Source organism: Ruegeria sp. CK2, assembly GCF_056536585.1.
The window spans coordinates 18347-37879 of the sequence record NZ_JBQFPW010000026.1; the positions used below are offsets into that span (position 1 = coordinate 18347).

Annotated in this window: 17 protein-coding genes and 1 pseudogene; 15 read left to right on the top strand and 3 right to left on the bottom strand. The window is 58.0% G+C overall.

Annotated elements, in window-relative coordinates; all coding sequences use genetic code 11:
• Positions 1-5 precede the first annotated feature (5 nt).
• From ACR0BU_RS23660 to ACR0BU_RS23685, 6 genes are read left to right on the top strand one after another with little or no spacing between them, the layout of a single operon-like run.
• A complete protein-coding gene (locus tag ACR0BU_RS23660; protein ID WP_480739340.1) occupies positions 6-932 on the top strand; it encodes a carbohydrate ABC transporter permease in 927 nt (308 codons plus the stop codon).
• Positions 925-1833, top strand: a complete 909-nt coding sequence (locus ACR0BU_RS23665) for a carbohydrate ABC transporter permease (RefSeq protein ID WP_480739338.1) — start codon at positions 925-927, stop codon at positions 1831-1833. Before ACR0BU_RS23660 ends, ACR0BU_RS23665 begins: the two co-directional genes overlap by 8 nt.
• Before the next feature lie 2 nt (positions 1834-1835).
• Positions 1836-2906, top strand: coding sequence for an ABC transporter ATP-binding protein (locus tag ACR0BU_RS23670; protein ID WP_480739337.1), 1071 nt, complete (start codon positions 1836-1838; stop codon positions 2904-2906).
• Complete coding sequence (locus ACR0BU_RS23675) at positions 2903-5335, top strand: beta-mannosidase (RefSeq protein ID WP_480739336.1); 2433 nt, start codon at positions 2903-2905, stop codon at positions 5333-5335. The genes ACR0BU_RS23670 and ACR0BU_RS23675 overlap by 4 nt, the downstream gene beginning before the upstream one ends.
• Positions 5332-6099 (top strand): sugar phosphate isomerase/epimerase family protein, encoded by a 768-nt coding sequence (locus tag ACR0BU_RS23680; protein ID WP_480739334.1) that lies wholly within the window; start codon positions 5332-5334, stop codon positions 6097-6099. Before ACR0BU_RS23675 ends, ACR0BU_RS23680 begins: the two co-directional genes overlap by 4 nt.
• Entirely contained in the window at positions 6096-7259 is a 1164-nt protein-coding gene (locus tag ACR0BU_RS23685) for a Gfo/Idh/MocA family protein (RefSeq protein ID WP_480739332.1), read from the top strand. Before ACR0BU_RS23680 ends, ACR0BU_RS23685 begins: the two co-directional genes overlap by 4 nt.
• Before the next feature lie 122 nt (positions 7260-7381).
• Here the strand turns inward: ACR0BU_RS23685 and ACR0BU_RS23690 are convergent, their stop codons facing one another.
• The 3 genes from ACR0BU_RS23690 to ACR0BU_RS23700 form a co-directional block, all read right to left on the bottom strand.
• A complete protein-coding gene (locus ACR0BU_RS23690; RefSeq protein ID WP_480739363.1) occupies positions 7382-7789 on the bottom strand; it encodes a DDE-type integrase/transposase/recombinase in 408 nt (135 codons plus the stop codon).
• Positions 7790-8079: 290 nt separating this feature from the next.
• Complete coding sequence (locus tag ACR0BU_RS23695; RefSeq protein ID WP_480739330.1) at positions 8080-9099, bottom strand: IS110 family RNA-guided transposase; 1020 nt, start codon at positions 9097-9099, stop codon at positions 8080-8082.
• A gap of 135 nt (positions 9100-9234) precedes the next feature.
• Positions 9235-9660: a VOC family protein gene (locus ACR0BU_RS23700; RefSeq protein WP_480739329.1), complete on the bottom strand. Its 426-nt coding sequence runs from the start codon at positions 9658-9660 to the stop codon at positions 9235-9237.
• Between the two features lie 191 nt (positions 9661-9851).
• Between ACR0BU_RS23700 and htpX the strand changes: the two genes are divergently transcribed.
• The 9 genes and pseudogenes from htpX to ACR0BU_RS23745 all read left to right on the top strand — a co-directional run.
• The gene (gene htpX, locus ACR0BU_RS23705) at positions 9852-10730 is read left to right on the top strand and encodes a zinc metalloprotease HtpX (RefSeq protein WP_480739328.1); all 879 of its coding nucleotides are present in this window, start codon (positions 9852-9854) and stop codon (positions 10728-10730) included.
• Between the two features lie 60 nt (positions 10731-10790).
• Positions 10791-12656 carry a molecular chaperone HtpG gene (gene htpG, locus ACR0BU_RS23710; protein WP_480739327.1) on the top strand — a complete coding sequence of 622 codons (1866 nt, stop codon included), beginning with the start codon at positions 10791-10793 and terminating at the stop codon, positions 12654-12656.
• A gap of 296 nt (positions 12657-12952) precedes the next feature.
• Entirely contained in the window at positions 12953-13291 is a 339-nt protein-coding gene (locus ACR0BU_RS23715) for a helix-turn-helix domain-containing protein (protein WP_298938284.1), read from the top strand.
• Positions 13284-14588, top strand: a complete 1305-nt coding sequence (locus ACR0BU_RS23720; protein ID WP_298938283.1) for a type II toxin-antitoxin system HipA family toxin — start codon at positions 13284-13286, stop codon at positions 14586-14588. Before ACR0BU_RS23715 ends, ACR0BU_RS23720 begins: the two co-directional genes overlap by 8 nt.
• Positions 14589-15050: 462 nt before the next feature.
• Complete coding sequence (locus ACR0BU_RS23725) at positions 15051-15215, top strand: hypothetical protein (RefSeq protein ID WP_480739326.1); 165 nt, start codon at positions 15051-15053, stop codon at positions 15213-15215.
• Complete coding sequence (locus ACR0BU_RS23730; RefSeq protein ID WP_480739325.1) at positions 15178-15633, top strand: DUF1403 family protein; 456 nt, start codon at positions 15178-15180, stop codon at positions 15631-15633. The genes ACR0BU_RS23725 and ACR0BU_RS23730 overlap by 38 nt, the downstream gene beginning before the upstream one ends.
• Positions 15634-15669: 36 nt before the next feature.
• Positions 15670-16250 (top strand): annotated as a pseudogene (scpB, locus tag ACR0BU_RS23735) (SMC-Scp complex subunit ScpB).
• 86 nt (positions 16251-16336) lie between these two features.
• Entirely contained in the window at positions 16337-16579 is a 243-nt protein-coding gene (locus ACR0BU_RS23740) for a hypothetical protein (RefSeq protein ID WP_480739323.1), read from the top strand.
• A 343-nt stretch (positions 16580-16922) separates the two neighbouring features.
• The coding region (locus ACR0BU_RS23745) for an autotransporter outer membrane beta-barrel domain-containing protein (RefSeq protein WP_480755769.1) at positions 16923-19533 on the top strand (2611 nt) is incomplete at its 3' end.

Here is a 19533-nt window from a genome sequence, read left to right on the forward strand (position 1 = left end):
CCGATATGGAAAACCCAACTTCTCTCGACCCGCCAGAACGCGGGCGCGCCCGGCGACCCGTGTCGCTGTTCCGCAACCTGTCCGCCAAGATCGCGTCGATCCCGATGATCCTGACCGCGCTGGTGGTGTTTGTGGGCGGCACGGCCTGGACGGTTGTGCATTCGTTCACCTCGTCCAAACTGTTGCCCAAGCTGAATTTTGTCGGGTTCGATCAATACGAACGGCTGTGGACCACGCCGCGCTGGCTGGAATCGATCGGGAATCTGGCGCTCTATGGTGTGCTGTCGCTGATCTTTACGCTGGTCATCGGGTTCACGCTGGCGGCGCTGCTGGATCGCAAGATCCGGGGTGAGAATGTGTTCCGCACCATATTCCTCTATCCGTTTGCACTCAGCTTCATTGTGACCGGGTTGGCCTGGCAATGGATCCTGAACCCCGATCTGGGCATTCAGCACGTGGTGCGCGGCATGGGGTGGGAGAGCTTTACCTTCAACCCGCTGAACGACCCGGACATCGTGATGTACGGTATTCTGATCGCGGGCCTGTGGCAGGGGACAGGGCTGATCATGGTGATCATGCTGGCTGGTCTGCGCGGGATTGACGAAGATATCTGGAAGGCCGTCCGCGTCGACGGGATCGGGACGATCAAGACCTATGTGGTGGTCATTATCCCGATGATGCGGCCGGTTTTCGTAACCGCGCTGGTGCTGATCACCAGCGGCATCATCAAGCTTTACGATCTGGTGGTGGCGCTGACCAATGGCGGGCCCGGCATCGCCTCGGAAGTGCCTGCGAAATACGTGATCCAGTACATGTTCCGGGCGCAGAATCTGGGGCAGGGGTTTGCCGCGTCGACCATGATGCTGATCTCGGTGGTGATCATTCTGATCCCCTGGGCCTATCTGGAATTCGGAGGGCGCAAACGTGGCTGAACTGACCTCTGCCGGCTATGCTGAAGGGCCGCGCGGCCCAAAGCCAAAACGCAGCCTGAGCCGGGCGAACATCTTTCTCTATGGCACGCTGATTGTGGTGTCGTTCTACTACTTGCTGCCGCTTTACGTAATGGTGGTGACATCGTTGAAAGGCATGCCCGAAATCCGGTCCGGGAACATCTTTTCACCGCCGCTTGAAATCACCTTTCAGCCCTGGGTCAAGGCCTGGGCGCAGGCCTGTACCGGCATCAACTGCGATGGGTTGAGCCGGGGGTTCGGCAACTCGGTCAAGATCCTGATCCCCTCGGTGGTGTTGTCGATCGCCATTGCCTCGATCAACGGCTATGCGCTAGCGCGCTGGAAATTCAAAGGCTCGGAGGTGTTCTTTACCATCCTGATCGTGGGTGCGTTCATTCCTTATCAAACCATGCTCTATCCGCTGGTGATCATCCTGCGTGAGATCGGTCTGATGGGCGATCTGGGCGGTCTGGTGCTGGTGCATACGATCTTTGGCATGCCGATCCTGACGCTGTTGTTCCGCAACTATTTCACCTCAATCCCCGAGGATTTGCACAAGGCCGCCCGCGTCGACGGTGCCGGGTTCTGGAGCATCTATTTCCGCATCATGCTGCCGATGTCGCTGCCGATCTTTGTGGTGGCGATCATCCTGCAGGTTACGGGCATCTGGAACGATTTCCTGTTCGGCGTGATCTATACCAAGCCGGAGACCTACCCGATGACGGTGCAGCTGAACAACATCGTCAACTCGGTGCAGGGGGTCAAGGAATACAACGTCAACATGGCCGCGACGCTGCTGACTGGGCTGGTGCCTCTCGTCATCTATTTTGTCTCGGGCAAGCTGTTCGTGCGCGGCATCGCCGCCGGTGCGGTGAAAGGATAATCATGCATTCTGTCGAAATACGCGATCTGGATCTGAGCTTTGGGGCGGTCGAGGTGCTGAAGGGTCTGAACCTGAACATTGCAGATGGTGAGTTTCTGGTGCTGCTGGGATCGTCTGGGTGCGGAAAATCCACTCTGCTGAACTGTATCGCCGGGTTGCTCGAGGTTACGGATGGCCAGATTTTCATTCATGACCGCAACGTGACATGGGAAGAGCCGTCAGATCGGGGCATCGGGATGGTGTTCCAGTCCTATGCGCTCTATCCGCAGATGACGGTTGAAGGGAACCTGTCTTTTGGCCTTAAAAACGCGCGGATGGCGCGGGACGAGATTGCAAAACGGGTCGCACGCGCGGCTGAGATTTTGCAGATCGAACCGTTGCTGAAGCGCAAACCCGCGGCGCTGTCGGGTGGTCAGCGTCAGCGGGTGGCCATAGGCCGGGCTTTGGTGCGCGATGCGGATGTGTTCCTGTTTGACGAGCCGCTGTCCAATCTCGATGCCAAGCTGCGCGCCGATCTGCGGGTGGAAATCAAGCGCCTACACCAGCAGCTCAAGAACACCATCATCTACGTGACACATGACCAGGTCGAGGCGCTGACGCTGGCTGACCGGATCGCGGTGATGAAGGGCGGGCAAATTCAACAGCTGGCCTCGCCATCCGAAATCTACAACCGGCCCGGCAACCGCTATGTGGCCGATTTCGTTGGCTCGCCATCGATGAATTTTGTCGAGGGCCTGCTGACCGAGGGGCGATTTGAGGTCGCGGATCAAGCGCTGGTGCTGGAAAGCTATCCTTTTGCCAAGCAGCCCGGCGGTCCGGCGACGTTGGGTGTGCGGCCTGAACATGTCGTAACGGGTGCAGCGGCTGAAGAGCTGCCGTTTCAAACCACGGTTCTGGTTGAGGTGGTCGAGCCGATGGGGTCGGACACGCTGGCCTGGACCCGGTTCGCCGCTGAGCCGTTCCGCGTGCGCCTTGACGGGCAAAGCGGTGTCAGCCCCGGCGATCAGCTCACCATCGGTATCGACCTTGCCAAAGCCTCGTTCTTTGACGCGGAGACGGAGTTGCGGTTGTGAAGGATATTGGGGCATTGCCGGCGCTTGATTTGTCGGGTCAGTGGCGGATGCAGGACGCGAGCGGGGAGTATGATCTGGCTATGAGGCTGCCCGGTGACGGGATCACCGCGCTGCATCAGGCCGGGCTGATCCCCGACCCCTATGAGGGACGCAACGAATATGATCTGCGCCGCATCGCCGAGCGGGACTGGATCTTCGAGCGCAGCTTTCATCTGGATGGTACGAGCTATCTGCTGCAGCTGACCGAGGTGGATACGGTGGCGGAAATTGCGCTGAACGGCAGCGTGGTTCTGACCACCGACAATGTTTTTCGCCGTTATCAGGTGGATCTGTCCGGCGCGGCGCGGGTGGGTGAAAACACCCTGCGCATCACCCTTCGGTCAAGCATCGCCGAGGGGGCGGCACGGCAGGTGGCGCTGCCTTATCCGGTGCCAAGCCATCCGCGCAATTGCCCGATCCCGAACGGCAACATGCTGCGCAAGGTGCAATGCGATTTCGGCTGGGATTGGAACATCGCGCTGGCCCCGTTCGGGGTATACGGGCAGATACAGCTGCTGCCGAAGTCGCAGCCCCGGTTCTCGGGCCTGACCGTGCTGCAGCGCCATGCCGGGGGCAGGGCGACACTGATTGTGCAGGCGCGGCTGGATGGGGCGGCACGCGCTGAGCTGCGTTTCTGCGGTCAAAGCCAGAGTTTGTCCGCCGACAGCGACGGCCGGATTGAGGCCGCGTTTGTCATCGATCAACCGGAGCTGTGGTGGCCAGCCGGTCTGGGGCCACAAACCCTTCACGAGCTGACACTGAGCAGCGGTGTCGCCTCGGAAACCCGGCGGATCGGGCTGCGCGATATTCAACTGATCACCGAACCGGATGAAATCGGCACCAGTTTCAAGTTGCGCGTAAATGGCGTGGATATTTTCTGTCGGGGGGCCAACTGGATCCCCGCCGATGCACTGCCGGGGCGGATCACGCCAGAGAAAACCCGCGATCTGCTGCAATCGGCGGTCGATGCCAATATGAACATGCTGCGGGTTTGGGGTGGCGGGCGCTATGAGCGGGACAGTTTTTATGAAGCCTGCGACGAGCTGGGGCTGCTGATCTGGCAGGACGCCATGTTCGCGTGCAACCTCTACCCGTCGCACCCAGAATTTCTGGACAATGTAGAGGCCGAACTGAGCGAACAGGCCGCCCGGCTGTCCATACATCCCTGCATCGCGCTGTGGTGCGGCGACAACGAGCTGGTGGGCGCGTTGGGGTGGTATGACGTCAGTGTGAAAGACCGAGATAGGTATCTGGTGGGGTATGACCGGCTGAACCGAGCCATCGAGCGCGCCATCCAGAACACGCTGGGCAGGGATGTGAACTGGTGGCCGTCTTCGCCCTCGCTGGGCCCGCTGAACTTCGGTGATGGCTGGCACGAGGACGGGGCAGGGGACATGCATTTCTGGTCGGTTTGGCACGAGGGTCGGGATTTCGACCATTACCGCGATGTGGCTCCCCGGTTCTGCAGTGAATTCGGGTTTCAGTCTTACCCGTCGATGGATGTGATCAACAGCTTTGCCGAGCTGCAGGATTTCAACATCGCCGCCCCGGTGCTGGAAAGCCATCAGAAGAACGCAGGCGGCAATGCGCGGATTGCCGAGACGATGTTTCGGTATTTCCGCTTTCCTGAAGGGTTCGAGAATTTCGTCTATCTCAGCCAGGTGCAGCAGGGGCTGGCGATCAAAACCGCCGTTTCGCACTGGCGGGCGCAAAAGCCGCGCTGCATGGGAACGCTGTACTGGCAGTTGAACGATACCTGGCCGGTGGCGAGCTGGTCGTCGCTGGATTATGGCGGCGGATGGAAGTTGCTGCATCACATGGCGCGGCGGTTTTACGATCCCGTCGCGGTGACTGCGGTGCCCGGGGCAGGGGGGCTTGCGCTGGTTGCGGTCAACGACACGCGCGCGCCGGTCAGTATCCCGCTCAGCGCCAGCGCGCTGAACCTTGATGGCAGCGAACGCGGGCTGGGTTCAGCCCAAGGGATCGTCACGACCGATGCCGCCGCAACCTTTCTGATGATCCGGCAGGATGCGCTCAAGCCGGATGAAATATTGCTCTACCGCATGACCATGCCGGACGGAACGGTCCGCACCGGTCATCACGCGCCGTTGCCCTACAAGGCCTATGATCTGCCGGAGAGCGGGCTGCGGCTGCAGACCGAGGATCTTGGCGATCACATCGCGATGACTCTGACGGCGGATCAGCCCGCTTTCTATGCCAGTGTCGAGCCGGATCAACCGGGTCGGCTAAGTGACAATGCGGTGCTGGTGCTGCCCGGCCAACCTGTGCGCCTGACGTTCACACCGGCGCAGCCCGGAGCCGATTGCCGGTTTACCCTGCGCGATCTGCGCAGCGCCACATATCATTCCAACAACAAGGACAGGCCATGACCGCGATTGGGTTTCAGCTTTATAGTTCCCGCAATTTCCCCCCGCTTACTGACACGCTGCGTATGCTGGCCGAGATCGGTTACGCCGAGGTTGAAGGTTATAGCGCGCTGTTTCAGGACAACGCGCTGTTTCAGCAGTTGCTGGCCGGGTTGGACGCATCCGGGCTGCGCATGCCAACCGCGCATTTCGGGCTGGACGTATTGCGGGGCCGGCCGGGTGAGGTGATTGACCTTTGCCGTCGGATTGGCATCAGCAACGTGTTCGTGCCCTATCTTGCTGCCGAAGACCGGCCGAAGGAGGCGCAGGGCTGGGCAGCATTTGGCACGGAACTGGCCGAGCTGGGAAAGCCCCTGCAGGATGCCGGGCTGGGATATGGCTGGCACAATCACGATTTCGAGCTGGTCGATCTGGGCATCCCCGAGGCGCCGCTGGATCTGATCCTGCAGGCGTCGGACGATCTGCTGATCGAGCTTGATGTGGCCTGGGTGGTGCGCGGCGGGCGCGATCCGCTGCAATACATCTCGAACTATGGCGACCGCATCCGGGCGGTGCATGTCAAGGACATCGCGGCGGATGGAGCCTGCATGGACGAGGATGGCTGGGCCGATGTCGGGCAGGGCGTGATGGATTGGCCAGGATACTACGCAGCACTGCGGGACGGTGCGGCGCAGCATTACATCATGGAGCATGACAACCCCTCGGATCATCTGAGATTTGCGGCACGGTCGCTGGATGCGGCTCTTGAACTGGGAAAGGCGCAATGATGGAAGAATTGGGTGTCGGCATCATCGGTGCCGGGAGTATTTCTGCGGCTTATCTGCGTCTGGCACCGCTGTTCCGGGGATTTTCGATCCGGGCGATTGCTGATTTGAATGCCGAGGCCGCCAGCGCGCGGGCCGCCGAATTTGGCATTCGCGCCGAAACGGTCGATGGACTGCTGGCGGCGGATGATATCGACGTGGTGGTGAACCTGACCATCCCGGCGGCGCATTTCGAGGTGACGAAATCCATCCTTGAGGCCGGCAAACATGCCTATTCGGAGAAACCCGTCGTGCTGACCCGACCCGAGGGCGAGGCGCTGGCTGCACTGGCCGCCGCGCGCAACCTGCGGGTGGGATCGGCGCCGGATACGTTTCTGGGGGGCAGCCATCAGCAGGCAAGGCAATTGATCGATGACGGCGCCATTGGCCCGGTGGTGTCCGGTACGGCTTATGTGATGGGACCGGGGATGGAACACTGGCATCCCAATCCCGATTTCTTTTTCCTGCCCGGTGCCGGTCCGGTTCTGGATATCGGTCCCTATTACATTACCAATCTTGTGAACATGATCGGGCCGGTTCAGCGTGTCGCAGCCCTGTCGCAGACCGCGTATCAGACCCGCACGATCACGTCTGAACCGCGCCGGGGCGAGACGGTTCCGGTCAAAACACCCACGACACTGATGGCACTGCTGGAATTTGACTCGGGCGCGATCATCACACTGGGGGCCAGCTGGGACGTCAAGGCGCATGGGCACAGCAATATGGAGCTCTATGGCAGTGAAGGCTCGTTATTTGTGCCGGACCCGAATTTCTTTGGCGGGACGCTGAAGCTCGCGGGGGCGGATGGCGCAGTGCATGGGATCGAGCCGTGGGCGCATCCGTTTGGCATCCCCAACGAGGGAACAGAAGGGAACGATCCGCGCGCCAACTATCGCTGCGCAGGGCTAGCCGATATGGTCGTTGCATTGCAAGAAAACCGCCCGCATCGCTGTGCGTTGGAACTGGCCACGCACAGCGTGGATGTGATGACGGCGATCCTGACCTCGGCCGAGAGCGGGGGATTTGTCGACATGACGACAACCTGCGCGCGGCCCGAAACTCTGACACCAGAGCTGGCTACGAGACTGTTAGATGGAGCTGTCGCAAACTTTGAGCAAAGGTGAGAAGGACCGACGCTCTGGTTCGTTATCCTGTCAATTGGACGAACTGCTAATACGATTGGAGCCCGGGCGGGTTTTGTTGCGAAGTTTGCCGAAGTTCAGAGGAACACATCTGAGCTGCTTTGTTATGCGAGCAGGTCTCTGAATTGTTGAAAGGGCCAGAGGCCTGGTATGAACTGACGTATACGGATCATGTGCGCGACCTCGATGTCAGCCAGAGTCGCTGACGCCGAAACAAAAGACTTGAAGCCGAGCATCGGGCGGGTTCGTCTTTTGATGAAACGATGGCCCTGTTCCACAGTATTATTCAAGTATTTTCGCCTGACCATTTCAATTGGAACTTGGCAACCGAAGCCATTCAACATCTTGTTTAAGCTAGCACGTGCTGACGGATAGACACATTCCGCGGCGGTGGACGAACGCCAAGGAGTTACGCCGTTGTATTGGGCAGCTTGGCTTGGTTGAGAGTGACGACAATTCTCGGTTATCGGTACTGTAAATCGATGGAACCTGGATTTGGTCCTAAACGGCATCTGTGGGTGGCTCCCGCATTGCAAGTGTTTTCTGGTGATTTCTGCGGTTGTTTTCGTCAACACCGTCGTCTGTCCGGCCTGTTCGCGCGGTGGTGTTCCGCTGGCCTCCCTCTCGGGACATTGCTTCGCAATGCCCTGCCGGGCAGCGGATGAATTCCGCGAGCGAGGTTCCAATCGGCTTATCGGCCTCGGAAGAGGGCCGCTGCCATTCCCGGAGTGTCCTTGCTCTTGGTTGACTTACTTCCGCATCATCACTTCAACGTCTTGCATCTCGTGGGCAGTCGGTGTGGTTAGAACGCCGGCTGCCGGTATTCCTGTATCTTCGTGAGCATCGCCCAGATGGCCCGCGCTGCCTTTTTTGCCATGGCGACTGGTGCCAGCCGGAACGGTTTGTCAGCGATGATCTTGGCCGTCCAGAGATCGACCTTCTCGGGTGAACGTTTCGCCATGACCGCGCGCGATGTCATGCTAACGACCAAAAGCTTGCGAATGTAACGATCGCCTTGCTTGGTGATCTTGCCAAGACGCTCCTTGCCGCCACTCGACTTGTTGAGCGGGGTAAGGCCCAGCCATGCGGCCAGATCTCTTCCTGTTCGGAACTGATGCGCGTCACCGATTGTGGCGACAATTGCTGACGCTGTGATCGGCCCGATGCCAGGCATACGCATCAATCGGCGAGCATCTGCACTCCGCAGGGCATGTTGCTCGATCATCTTCGAATAGCCGTCGATGCGTTCATTCAAGCCGATGAACTGATAGGATTGTATGCCAAGTATGTCGTTCGCGATCTCAGGCATGTCGGGGTGATCGCCGCTCAGATGGCGCTTCGCAAAAGCCGTCACCGCTTCGATCCCAATCGGCAAGATGTGCCCAAACTCGCGCAGCAGGCTGCGGATCATGTTGGCCATCTGCGGGCGCTGCCGGACGGCCGGATCACGCGTTCGGTGTATCGACAGAATGGCTTGTTGTTCCTCCGTCTTGATCTCAACGAACCGCACGGTCGGACGACGCACCGCTTCGCAGATCGCTTCCGCATCAACGGCGTCATTCTTAACGCGCTTCACATAGGGTTTGACGTAGCCAGCGGGCATCAGCTTCACATCATGCCCGAGTTTAAAAGGCTGGCGGCCCCAGTGATGGGACGATCCACAGGCCTCCATGCCCACGACACAGGGCGGCAGCGTCTCAAAGAAGGCCAGCAGCTTCGCGCGCTTAATGGCCTTGTTGAAGATCACGCTGCCATTCTCCGAAATGTCGTGTACTTGAAAAACATCCTTGGCCAAATCAAGGCCAACGGTCTTTACTGTCATTGGGTGGCTCCTTTCCTAGCAGTCGTTGATAACTGCACTTTGGCACATTCGATGCCGGTGGAGCAGGAGCCACCCACCTCATCCGCAACGGGCCATCAAATGCACGAGTGGAACTTCGCTTCGCAAGCGATTTGCCTATCCCATGGTGGAGACTTTTTGATGAACCTCAATCACGTTGCCTTCTGGGTCGTGAAAGAACACTTGGTGCCACTCTTTCGAGAAAGCCGTTCCATAGTCTGAGTATGGAATGCCGCGTTCGTCGAGCTTTCTGAGAAAGGCATCAAGGTCATCGGTACGGAAAGCAATATGCCCTCGTTCAACCGGATTTATTGCATGCATGTTTTTGAACGCGACATCTAAGTCCCGTTCCGCAAGATGCATCTGCATGCTACCTTCGGTCGCAAATCTGATTTTGCCGTCATAGCCCGTATCTTCGTTTGCTTCAGTGCGAGGGAAATTTTGTTGTGGGATGTCAGCAAGACCAAGCACGCTTGTGTAGAATTCGTGCATGCGATCGACATCGTCGGCCACAAAGTTAATGTGATGAAATTCCAGCTCCATTGTCAGTCATCTGTTCAATGTTTTTCTTCCACGGTTCTAACATCAAAGGCCGCAACTTGGGATAGAAGAAGTTGAACTGGTTTCTCCGAATTGCAGCTTTGCCCACAATCCAGCACTTCCCGTGCCAGGTCATTGTTCTCGCAAAAGGCAGATCCTATATGCGCGGCGATGGGTTTTGGAGGCCAAGTCTGATGGTGCGTACGTTTGTTCTAATGGCCGTGATGACAGCTTTCGTGGGTGTCATCGGGCTCATGCTGGGCGGTGAGGCGGGCCTTGTCATCGCGCTCGGCCTCGCATTTGCGATGAACTTCTTCTCCTACTGGAATTCGGGCAAAGCCGTTCTGCGTATGCATGGTGCGCGGCCTGTTGATGCGCGCTTGGTACCGGAGCTCTGGAAGATGACGGAGACGATGGCCCGGAAGGCCGGTATGCCTATGCCCGCGCTCTACATCATGGAGACCGAGCAGCCCAACGCTTTCGCCACCGGACGCAATCCGGAGAATGCCGCAGTCGCAGTCACGCGCGGCCTGTTGAGCAACATGAGCCGCGAAGAAGTGGCTGCTGTTGTTGCTCATGAGCTGGCACATGTCAAAAACCGCGACACGCTTACGATGACCATCACCGCAACCCTGGCCGGGGCAGTTTCGATGCTGGCGAATTTCGCGATCTTCTTTGGCGGCGGACGTGACAGGCCTTTGGGTATTGTCGGTACTATCGCGATGATGATCCTTGCGCCCCTGGCTGCGGGCATGGTGCAGATGGCGATCAGCCGGGTGCGTGAGTATGAGGCAGATGCCGAGGGGGCCGCGATCTGCGGTAATCCTGATTGGTTGGCCTCGGCGCTCGCCCGATTGGGCCAGCTCTCTGGTCGGATCGACAATATTGCTGCCGAGCGTAACCCGGCCACGGCGCATATGTTCATCGTCAACCCGCTTCATATGCAGGCGGTGGATAGCCTTTTTGCCACACACCCGCCAATTGAAAAGCGCATCGCCAAGCTGCGGGCACTTGGTGGTGCCAAAGGGTTGAAAAGCAGCGCCCAACCTTCGAGAGGTGGCCCTTGGGGCTAGTTGAAAGCGGCATGATAGATCATTAGTTTGCGCCGCGATTGCTAATAGGAGTTACGAGCCATGACAGAGACCATTGAGAAAGAAACGTTTTCCTTCCAGACCGAGGTGGGCCAGCTTTTGGAGATCGTCGCGGGTTCGCTTTATTCCAACCGCGAGGTGTTTTTGCGCGAGCTCGTCTCCAACGCATCCGACGCGTGCGACAAGCTGCGCTACGCTACCCTGACCGACGCGTCGCTCGCACCCTCCGAGAATTTTGCGATCACGCTTGAGATTGATGCCAAGACCAAGACGTTGTCGATTTCGGACAATGGTATCGGCATGAACCACGCCGATCTGCTTGAAACCCTTGGCACCATTGCCAAATCCGGCACCAGTGCTTTCATTGAAGCGCTCAAGGCTGACGACAAGGACAAGCCAGGCCTGATTGGCCAGTTTGGTGTGGGTTTTTATTCAGCATTCATGGTGGCGTCTCGGGTCGATGTCGTGACCCGCAAGGCAGGCGAGAGCGAGGCATGGCTTTGGTCTTCTGACGGCAAGGGCGAGTTCTCCATTGAGCCGACCGAGCGCGTGACCAACGGAACTACAGTGACGTTGCACCTCAAGAAAGACGCCAAGGAGTTTGCCGACGAGGCCCGTATTCGGCACATCATCAAGACCTACTCCGAGCATATCAACTTCCCGGTCAAACTTGGAGAAGACACGCTTAATTCAGCCGAAGCGCTTTGGACTCGCCCTGCGAAGGACATCTCGGAGGAGCAATATACCGAGTTCTACCGTCACTGCTCCCACGCCTTTGATGCGCCGTGGAACGTGATGCATAATAAGGTCGAAGGTACACTCAACCACACCAGCCTGCTCTTTGTGCCCGGCACCCAACCGTTCGATCTCTTTGAGCCCGAGCGAAAGAGCCATGTGAAGCTCTACGTCAACCGGGTCTTCATTTCCGAGACTACTAAGGATCTGATACCAGCGTATCTACGCTTTCTGCGTGGGGTTGTGGATAGCCAGGATCTGTCTCTAAACGTCTCGCGAGAGATGTTGCAGACCGACCCACAACTCACGAAGATCAAGACTTCGATCAAGAAGAAGGTATTGAGTGAGCTGAAGAAAAAAGCCACCAAAGCACCTGATGAGTACGCAACATTCTGGGGCAATTTCGGTGCAGTGCTGAAGGAAGGCCTGGTCGAAGATGCCGCGCTCCGCGATCGGATCCTCGAGATTTGCCGCTTCGCCTCCACCGCTGTTGGCGACTTGACAAGTCTTGCCGATTACGTGGCCCGCATGAAAGAGGGGCAAGAGGCGATCTTCTACATCGCTGGCGAAGATCCGGCCAAACTGGTCCAGTCTCCACATCTGGAGGGTTTCAAAGCCAAAGGGGTCGAGGTGTTGCTCCTGTCCGACCAAGTGGATGAGTTCTGGTTGCAGCACATCACAGAATTCGACGGCAAGCCATTCAGGTCCATCACCCGCGGGACAGCAGATCTCGACGAGATCAAGGCAGATGAAGCCCAACCGGAAGAAGACAAGCCCGAAGAAGCTGATCTCTCTGCCCTGATCGCTGCGTTTAAGGCCGAACTGGGCGAAGCGGTTAAAGACGTGCGCCCTTCGAAGCGTCTGACCGACAGCCCTGTTTGCCTCATAGCCGATGACGGGGACATGGATGTCAATCTGGAGCGCCTGTTAAAACGCCACGGGCAGTTGCAGCATGGCGCCCCGCGCGTTCTTGAGCTGAACCCCGGCCATGCGATCGTTACCAAACTGGCAGACCGTGCCACGCAAGAGAATGTGAACGATGACGACCTGCTGAAAGACGCCGCCCATCTATTGCTGGATCAAGCCCGCATCGTCGAAGGTGAAGCCCCCATCGACCCATCCGCATTCGCACAGCGTATGGGCTCGGTTCTGGCGCGCGCCTTTGCCATATAGAGAGAACATCCGGAAATGCAAATCCAGCAGTCATGCAGTATTGCCTTTAGCTAAAGGCGAATCTTCGCCCCGGGACTAGGTAACCTTAGACGCAGGTGGCCAAATCCCAGCTTCCGTCTTAGGGTCGCCGCTTTCTCGATTTTTTCAAAAGAGGTCACGTACGGCCTTTTATCGTCAAAGAATCCGGTTAAAAGGCCATATATGACCTATTGACAAACCGTCATGTAAGAGGTCATATGTGGCCTATAAATAGACGATAGGATCCTAATCGGCAGCTTACGGCCTTTTACGACAAAATGGCGACGTCAAGACAAATAGAACTGGAAATCGGGCAACGCCTCGCGCGCCTGCGCCTGGCCCGAAACGTGACGCAGGCCGACCTTGCAGAAAAAGCAGGCATCGGGGTGCGCACTCTGCGTCGCCTCGAAGCAGGCGGCCCTTCGACCTTGGACACGTTCTTGCGGGTCGCCACGGCACTTGACCTAAAAGAGGCCGTCCTCTCAGCCTTACCCGAGGGAGATATTCGGCCCATTGAACGTGTTACTAAAAAGGGGAGCGAGCGTAGAAGGGCAAGCCCTGTATCGGAGCACACTAAAAAAACAACATGGACATGGGGGGACGAGGCAGATGACTGACGCGAGCGTCATTCTATGGGGACGGCGCATCGGCGCTGTAAGCTGGGACGAAGCGCGCGCGCTTGGCGTCTTTCAATACGATCCGAACTTCGTGGGTGTGGGTATTGAAGTCGCACCCATCAAAATGCTGGCCCGGGAAGCCCCATACGAGTTTCCCGCCCTTCGAAAAGAAACTTTCAGAGGGTTGCCGGGCATGCTAGCCGACGCGCTGCCAGACAAGTTTGGCAACCGGTTGATCGATGCATGGCTTGCCGAGACGGGCCGCAGCGCGGGCCAGTTCAGCCCAGTTGACCGGCTCTGCTACATAGGTAATCGCGGGGTCGGGGCGCTGGAATTCGAACCGACGGTCCGCAAGGCAACACGATCGAAGAAATTAGAAGTAGCCCAGTTGGTGGACTTGGCCAACAGGGTGCTCGACGAGCGTGAGAACCTTGCTGGCAGGCTCGGAGGTGATGGCGATGCTGAGTCGCTGGAAGACCTCTTGAGTGTCGGGACTTCAGCGGGCGGCGCGCGTGCCAAGGCCGTGCTCGCTTGGAACCGGGAAACCGGCGAGTTCAGGTCTGGGCAAGTCAAAGTTGACGAGGGGTACGGACACTGGCTCTTGAAGTTCGACGGTGTGTCCAACAACCGCGACAAGGAGCTCGCCGACCCGCGAAGTTTCGGAAAAATCGAGTACGCGTATCATCTCATGGCAATGCAAGCGGGTATCGACATGTCAGAATGCCGTCTTCACCACGAGGGTGAACGAAGCCACTTCATGACGCGTCGGTTCGACCGGGACGGGCGGGGTCGCAAGGTTCACATGCAATCTCTAGGCGCGATGCAACACTTCGATTTTAACGACCCGGCCTCTTATTCCTATGAGCAAGCCGTCTTGACGATCAAGGATCTCGGGCTCGGAATGGATGTCGTCGAACAGCAATACAAGCGTGCCGTATTCAATGTCGTGGCACGCAATCAGGATGACCATGTCAAGAATATCTCCTTCCTGATGGACCGGTCTGGATCCTGGCGGCTCTCACCCGCCTACGATGTAGCTTATTCCTACAACCCATCTGGCTCATGGACCCGCGACCATCAGATGAGCCTGGCTGGAAAACGAAACGATTTCACTTATGACGATCTCATGGTCTTCGCCTCAAATGCGGGTCTCAAGCCAACCCGGGCTAAACAAGCGATTGAAGAGGTCGTGGTATCCGTCAAGAACTGGCAAGACCACGCGGACGTGGCAGGTGTTGAGCCATCGGATGTTAAGCGGATCGAGAAAACGTTTCGCATGAAGTTGGATAAAGGATAGGTCTCATGTCTACCATTCGCTATTCAACTTTTCCGAGAACAGTACCACCGCCGGAATTAGCCGAACCACTCGTAATGGTGAATTTGGACCATTTGGTTCTCGCTGTGCCAAACGGCTATCGGAGAAAAAGTAAGGGTCGAACCGTCGTCAGTAAAGACTATGAAAACACATGCGCCGTTGCTGATACCCTCTACACACACGGCCGGCTCCAGTTGCCATACAAGTTGGCTGTAATCGGATATTAGTGCCTGAAGATCCCGAGGCAGCCTCCAGAAACCTGATTTCGTTACGCGATGCTGAAGCTCAAGTCTCGATTAGCCCTTCCCGCGCACGTATTTGCCAAAATTTGACCCTACTTTTCAAATTTTTGCTGTCATAAACCGGATATGTCGCACCAAGGTTCAACATAGTTATCGGTACATTCTAGATACCCCATCCTAAGGTCGGTGGATGCCGGAAAGTATGAAATACCTCGGACAGGTTGACTGGGCTCGTCTGTTTCCGGCGGTTCAGCAGATGCGGGATGATATCGCGGCCATGACGCTTCCGGACACGATGCATCTTGTGTTGATGCGGCCAGAGGTCCCCCATGCCTTGTTGCGCGCGCAGCTCGCTCCGGGCGACTGAGATCTGTATAACGCTTTCTGGGCGCCCGGAGCGAGCCGCAGAGCCGCGGGATGCGATAGCTTTTCTACAGCCGGGCGGCAGTCCCGGCCCGGCGGGTGAAATCTACCTGTCGTGGTGGCGCTCCGTGGAACGACCGATCTCGGTGAAGACACTTCATCGCACATTGCCCGACATGGACGCCGACCATATCGCAACGTGGCTGGACGCCGCGCAGAGGGCGCAGGTCCCGCGTGCTGTGGCTGTATTGAGGGCCGTGAGGGAGGATCGTCCGCGGGACGTCGCAGCGGCGGTGATCCTGGGGAACGCTGCGTTGGCGCAGGCGCTCGGATGGACACATATCCTGCCACTCCTAGCGCTTGGTCTCAAGCGTGGCGATTCTGCGACCGTCTGGTCGAGCTCGGCGCGGTACGTGAGTTGATCGCAGCGACACGTTCCGGCTCTACGGCGTCTGAGCATGGCAAAGGATCACGCCGAAAGCGAACTCGATCGCGAACTGGAGAACTTGCCCTCCGAGCTTAGCTGGCGCGAGTGGATACGCCGGATCGAAGCCGTGCTTTTTTGCGTCCGCCTCGCCCGTGCCGCGCGAGGACCTGGCGCTAGTGTTGGGGCATGGGGCTTCCGTTGATCTCCTGATTGACGACCTCGACGCCGATCTCGAGGGGCGGTCGTTCGAAGTGGTTCGGGTCGCCGGTGGCTGGATGTTGGGGACCCGACCTGCCTATGCGGCGGCGATCCGAGCAGCGGCGGATGTCAGCGATCAGGATTTGGACCTGCGCGAATACGACGTCGCCGTGCTGACTGCCATTGCGTGCCACCAACCGATCACCCGGGACGGGTTGAAGGACATTTGGCAACGAGATCAGCCGCGATCTGATCGGCAGATTACATGCGCAAGGGCTGATCGGCACAGACCCAAGATCCCCGCGACGTGGGGCGCCTCACACCTATGTCACGACCGAGAAGCTTCTGATCGCGTTCGACATGGAGATTCTGCAGGATCTGCCGGACCGGGAGCAGCTTGAGGACTCAGCCTGAAAGGCGCAGGCTCGCCATAGCTGGAGGCTATCTAAATATAGGATTGGTGTATTTCCCAATACTGCGACCGGGTTCTAAGGTTGGGTATGGAACGCATTGATCGGCCCCCGAGTGCTCGGCTAAAAATCGCCAATATTCGCAATAAATTCAGCCTGTTACTTGCAGGCCGAGTGGGTCTGGCGTATCATCGGTTCATCGGTTCATCGGTTCATCGGTTCATCGGTTCATCGGTTCATCGGTTCATCGGTTCATCGGTTCATCGGTTGCGAGAACTGTGCGCTTTGGCGCAGACAACAGCACTGACCAGTTACATCATCCTGACAGCCTGACTTCCGGCCGCAAGTCGGCCATCGCGCATGGATCAATTGGCGATCTGATCAGGGCTTCCGGATTGGATGGCTTTACGCGGTTGTCCTCGGCCGCCGTGATGGCGGTCACCGGTGCGAGATCAGCTGCAACCACCCCGCACATTTTATCACGATCAGAACGGACAGCGCGAAAGCAGTGCGGCCGATCCCTGAAGGTGGTTCGCTTCCGCTTGAGGCTCAAACAACGCCTTCGGCCGATACCCAAACCTATGCCCGCATTTATGCCAACCCACTGACCGCCTGACGGGCAGGGCGGTGCCTTGCCTCGATTGTGCTCAATGTCGCTGACAGGAGAGTTTCAAAAATGACTAACGCACCTCTGGATATCCAACCCGCCCTTCGCTCGCTCGCCGTCTTGGTTCGGGCTGGTCGGTTGACCAAGTTCAAGGGCCAGGTGGCCAGCATTGCGCCAGGGCTTTCGGTCGTGGCGACTGCTGCGGTGTTCTCGGGTGGCGCGGCTCAGGCGGCCAATGAGTGTGGGGTGGAGGCTAAAGGCACGAATGATAGTGACATCAGACAAGATACGGTCACATGTGGCGCTGACACCTACTCTGATGGCATCACCTATACCGGATCAGATGGGCTCACTCTGATACTTGATGATGTTAACGTCACGAATGGGAACCGGACCTTTGGGTTGTTCGTGAAGGGGAGGTCGGGGGACGGGTCTCTTCTCGGGGCGGATATTGTTGTGGAGATGGAAGACGGCAAAGTCGACACGGATGGCGCAAATGCCATGGCGCTTTTTGCGCAGATCGAGAAAGCGACGAGCAACGCCAACGTGACCGTGAGCGTGAGAGAAGGAGCGGAAATCGTTACAGACGGTAAGAGCGCTCATGGGGTTTTGGCGAGCAATAAGGGTGGTGGCGATGCGCATGTTGTGATGGAGGGTGAGGAAACGAAAATCGCCATTAATGGGGTGAAAGTTGATGATTTTGACTCGACTTACGGGCTTTGGGCAAGTGTCAACCAGTTCAAGGGCGAAGGGGGCGATGGCAAGGCGACCGCAGAAATGAAGGGAGGCAAAATCACCATTGAGAAGAGGGACGCGCACGCGGTTTATGCGTCTATCGAGAACCGGGATAACGACGCCACGGCGACCGCACGCATGACCAACGGGTCTATCGAAACGAAGACACACCGTGGATATGGGCTTTTTGCGGAGACCCATGGGACAGGCGAGGCGGTCGCGGAAATATTGGGCGGCTCGATCACCACGAATACAGATGATGATGGTGGGAACAATGCTTACGGGCTTTGGGCTTATCTCGAGGGGACGACGAGCCGCGAGGCCCAGGCGACCGTGCGCATGGACCAAGAAAATGGGAATGTTGAGACATCTGTCACGACAAGCGGTGACAGTGGTTTCGGGATTGTGGCGAGCACCACAACCCTTGGCCATGTGCGCGGGGAAATGGATCGCGGCAAGCTCACCACATCTGGGGCATTCGCTCATGGGGTTTTTGCGTGGACCTATGGCAAGGATAATAAAGAAACGGCGACGGTGGAAATGACCGGAGGGGAGGTCATTACGACCGGCGACAATGCTTATGGGATCGTGGCGGCGATCAGCGATGTGTCGGGTTTATCCAGGGCGATAGAGAGCACAGCCACGGCGACGGCGCTCATGGCCGGAGGGGAGGTCTTTACGACCGGCGACAATGCTTATGGGATTGTGGCAAGCTCCAGTGGCCTTGGCGCGGTGAGCGCAGAAATGAAGGGCGGCGAGGTCACCACGAGGGGGGAAGGCGCGCGCGGGCTTGCGGCGCAGATCTTCAACATGGAGAGCACAGCCACGGCGACGGCGCTAATGACCAGGGGGGTTATCGGTACAGAAAATGACAATGCCCATGGGATTTCTGCGGCAAACAATGGCCTTGGTGATGCGATCGCCGAAATGAGGGTGCACGGCGCGGTCACCACGAGGGGGACAGAAGCACATGGGGTTTATGCGGGAGCAGCCCGCGGGCAGGCGATCGTTAACCTGGGCGCGCACGCTGATGTCACCGCTTCCGGAGCGAGAGCAGATGGGATTCGTGCTGCGGGTGGGGGAGGCTTTGACGTAGATGTGGCCGGGGATGTGACGGGCGGAACTGGTGGCGGCGCCGCGATCCGCACGATATCCAGCGCCGGGGGGACGATTGATATCGCCAGCACTGCCAGGGTGACTGCGGGAACGTCTGGTCTTGTGATACGAGACGGGGCTGGCGATGTGGTCATCACCTCGGCAGGGGCAGTCACCGGCGTTGCGCATCTTGGGGCAGGCAACAATACCCTGAAGTTTTTAGGTGGTAGTTCCAGTAGTTTCACCGGTGATGTTTATACCGGTGCGGGCAACGATACCCTGGAGCTGGCAGGTGGCCATTTCACCGGCGCGGCGCATCTTGGGGCAGGCAACAATACCTTGACCCTGACAAGTGGTAGTTTCACCGGTGATGTTTATACCGGTGCAGGCAACGATATCCTGGAGCTGGCAGGTGGCCGTTTTGAAGGAAATATTTATACCGGTGCGGGCAACGATACAGTCTCGATTTCTGCCGCAACCATCTATGATGGGCCCTACATTCTGGACGGCGGTGCAGGCGGTGATGATCAGCTGACTTTCGGTGGCCCGATAACCATGACAGCCGCAGCGGGTCACCTCAGAAACTGGTCGCGCATCACACTGGATACGGCTCTGTCCATCGACTCCACGTCTGAGTTTCGTGTGTCTGGTGGGGTAGGGGATACACCCACCGAGATCACCATCGCAGGTGATGTGATCAACAATGGCTCTGTCGTCTTAAGCGTACAGGACGGGGCTACCGATGATGTGATCACCATCGAGGGGGACTACACCGGTTCGGGAACAAGTGTCTTTGCCCTGGATGCAGTTCTCGCTGGCAATGATGCGAACACCGACAGGCTTGAGATCA

What these genes read in the sequence shown, in the direction of transcription:
- ACR0BU_RS23690 (WP_480739363.1), bottom strand. Translation starts at nt 7,789, where the DNA reads ATGCCGTTTAGGACCAAATCCAGGTTCCATCGATTTACAGTACCGATA.
- ACR0BU_RS23730 (WP_480739325.1), top strand. Translation starts at nt 15,178, where the DNA reads ATGCCTTGTTGCGCGCGCAGCTCGCTCCGGGCGACTGAGATCTGTATA.
- ACR0BU_RS23685 (WP_480739332.1), top strand. Translation starts at nt 6,096, where the DNA reads ATGATGGAAGAATTGGGTGTCGGCATCATCGGTGCCGGGAGTATTTCT.
- htpG (WP_480739327.1), top strand. Translation starts at nt 10,791, where the DNA reads ATGACAGAGACCATTGAGAAAGAAACGTTTTCCTTCCAGACCGAGGTG.
- ACR0BU_RS23715 (WP_298938284.1), top strand. Translation starts at nt 12,953, where the DNA reads ATGGCGACGTCAAGACAAATAGAACTGGAAATCGGGCAACGCCTCGCG.
- ACR0BU_RS23670 (WP_480739337.1), top strand. Translation starts at nt 1,836, where the DNA reads ATGCATTCTGTCGAAATACGCGATCTGGATCTGAGCTTTGGGGCGGTC.
- ACR0BU_RS23695 (WP_480739330.1), bottom strand. Translation starts at nt 9,099, where the DNA reads ATGACAGTAAAGACCGTTGGCCTTGATTTGGCCAAGGATGTTTTTCAA.
- ACR0BU_RS23700 (WP_480739329.1), bottom strand. Translation starts at nt 9,660, where the DNA reads ATGGAGCTGGAATTTCATCACATTAACTTTGTGGCCGACGATGTCGAT.
- ACR0BU_RS23680 (WP_480739334.1), top strand. Translation starts at nt 5,332, where the DNA reads ATGACCGCGATTGGGTTTCAGCTTTATAGTTCCCGCAATTTCCCCCCG.
- htpX (WP_480739328.1), top strand. Translation starts at nt 9,852, where the DNA reads ATGGTGCGTACGTTTGTTCTAATGGCCGTGATGACAGCTTTCGTGGGT.
- ACR0BU_RS23720 (WP_298938283.1), top strand. Translation starts at nt 13,284, where the DNA reads ATGACTGACGCGAGCGTCATTCTATGGGGACGGCGCATCGGCGCTGTA.
- ACR0BU_RS23740 (WP_480739323.1), top strand. Translation starts at nt 16,337, where the DNA reads ATGGAACGCATTGATCGGCCCCCGAGTGCTCGGCTAAAAATCGCCAAT.
- ACR0BU_RS23725 (WP_480739326.1), top strand. Translation starts at nt 15,051, where the DNA reads ATGAAATACCTCGGACAGGTTGACTGGGCTCGTCTGTTTCCGGCGGTT.
- ACR0BU_RS23660 (WP_480739340.1), top strand. Translation starts at nt 6, where the DNA reads ATGGAAAACCCAACTTCTCTCGACCCGCCAGAACGCGGGCGCGCCCGG.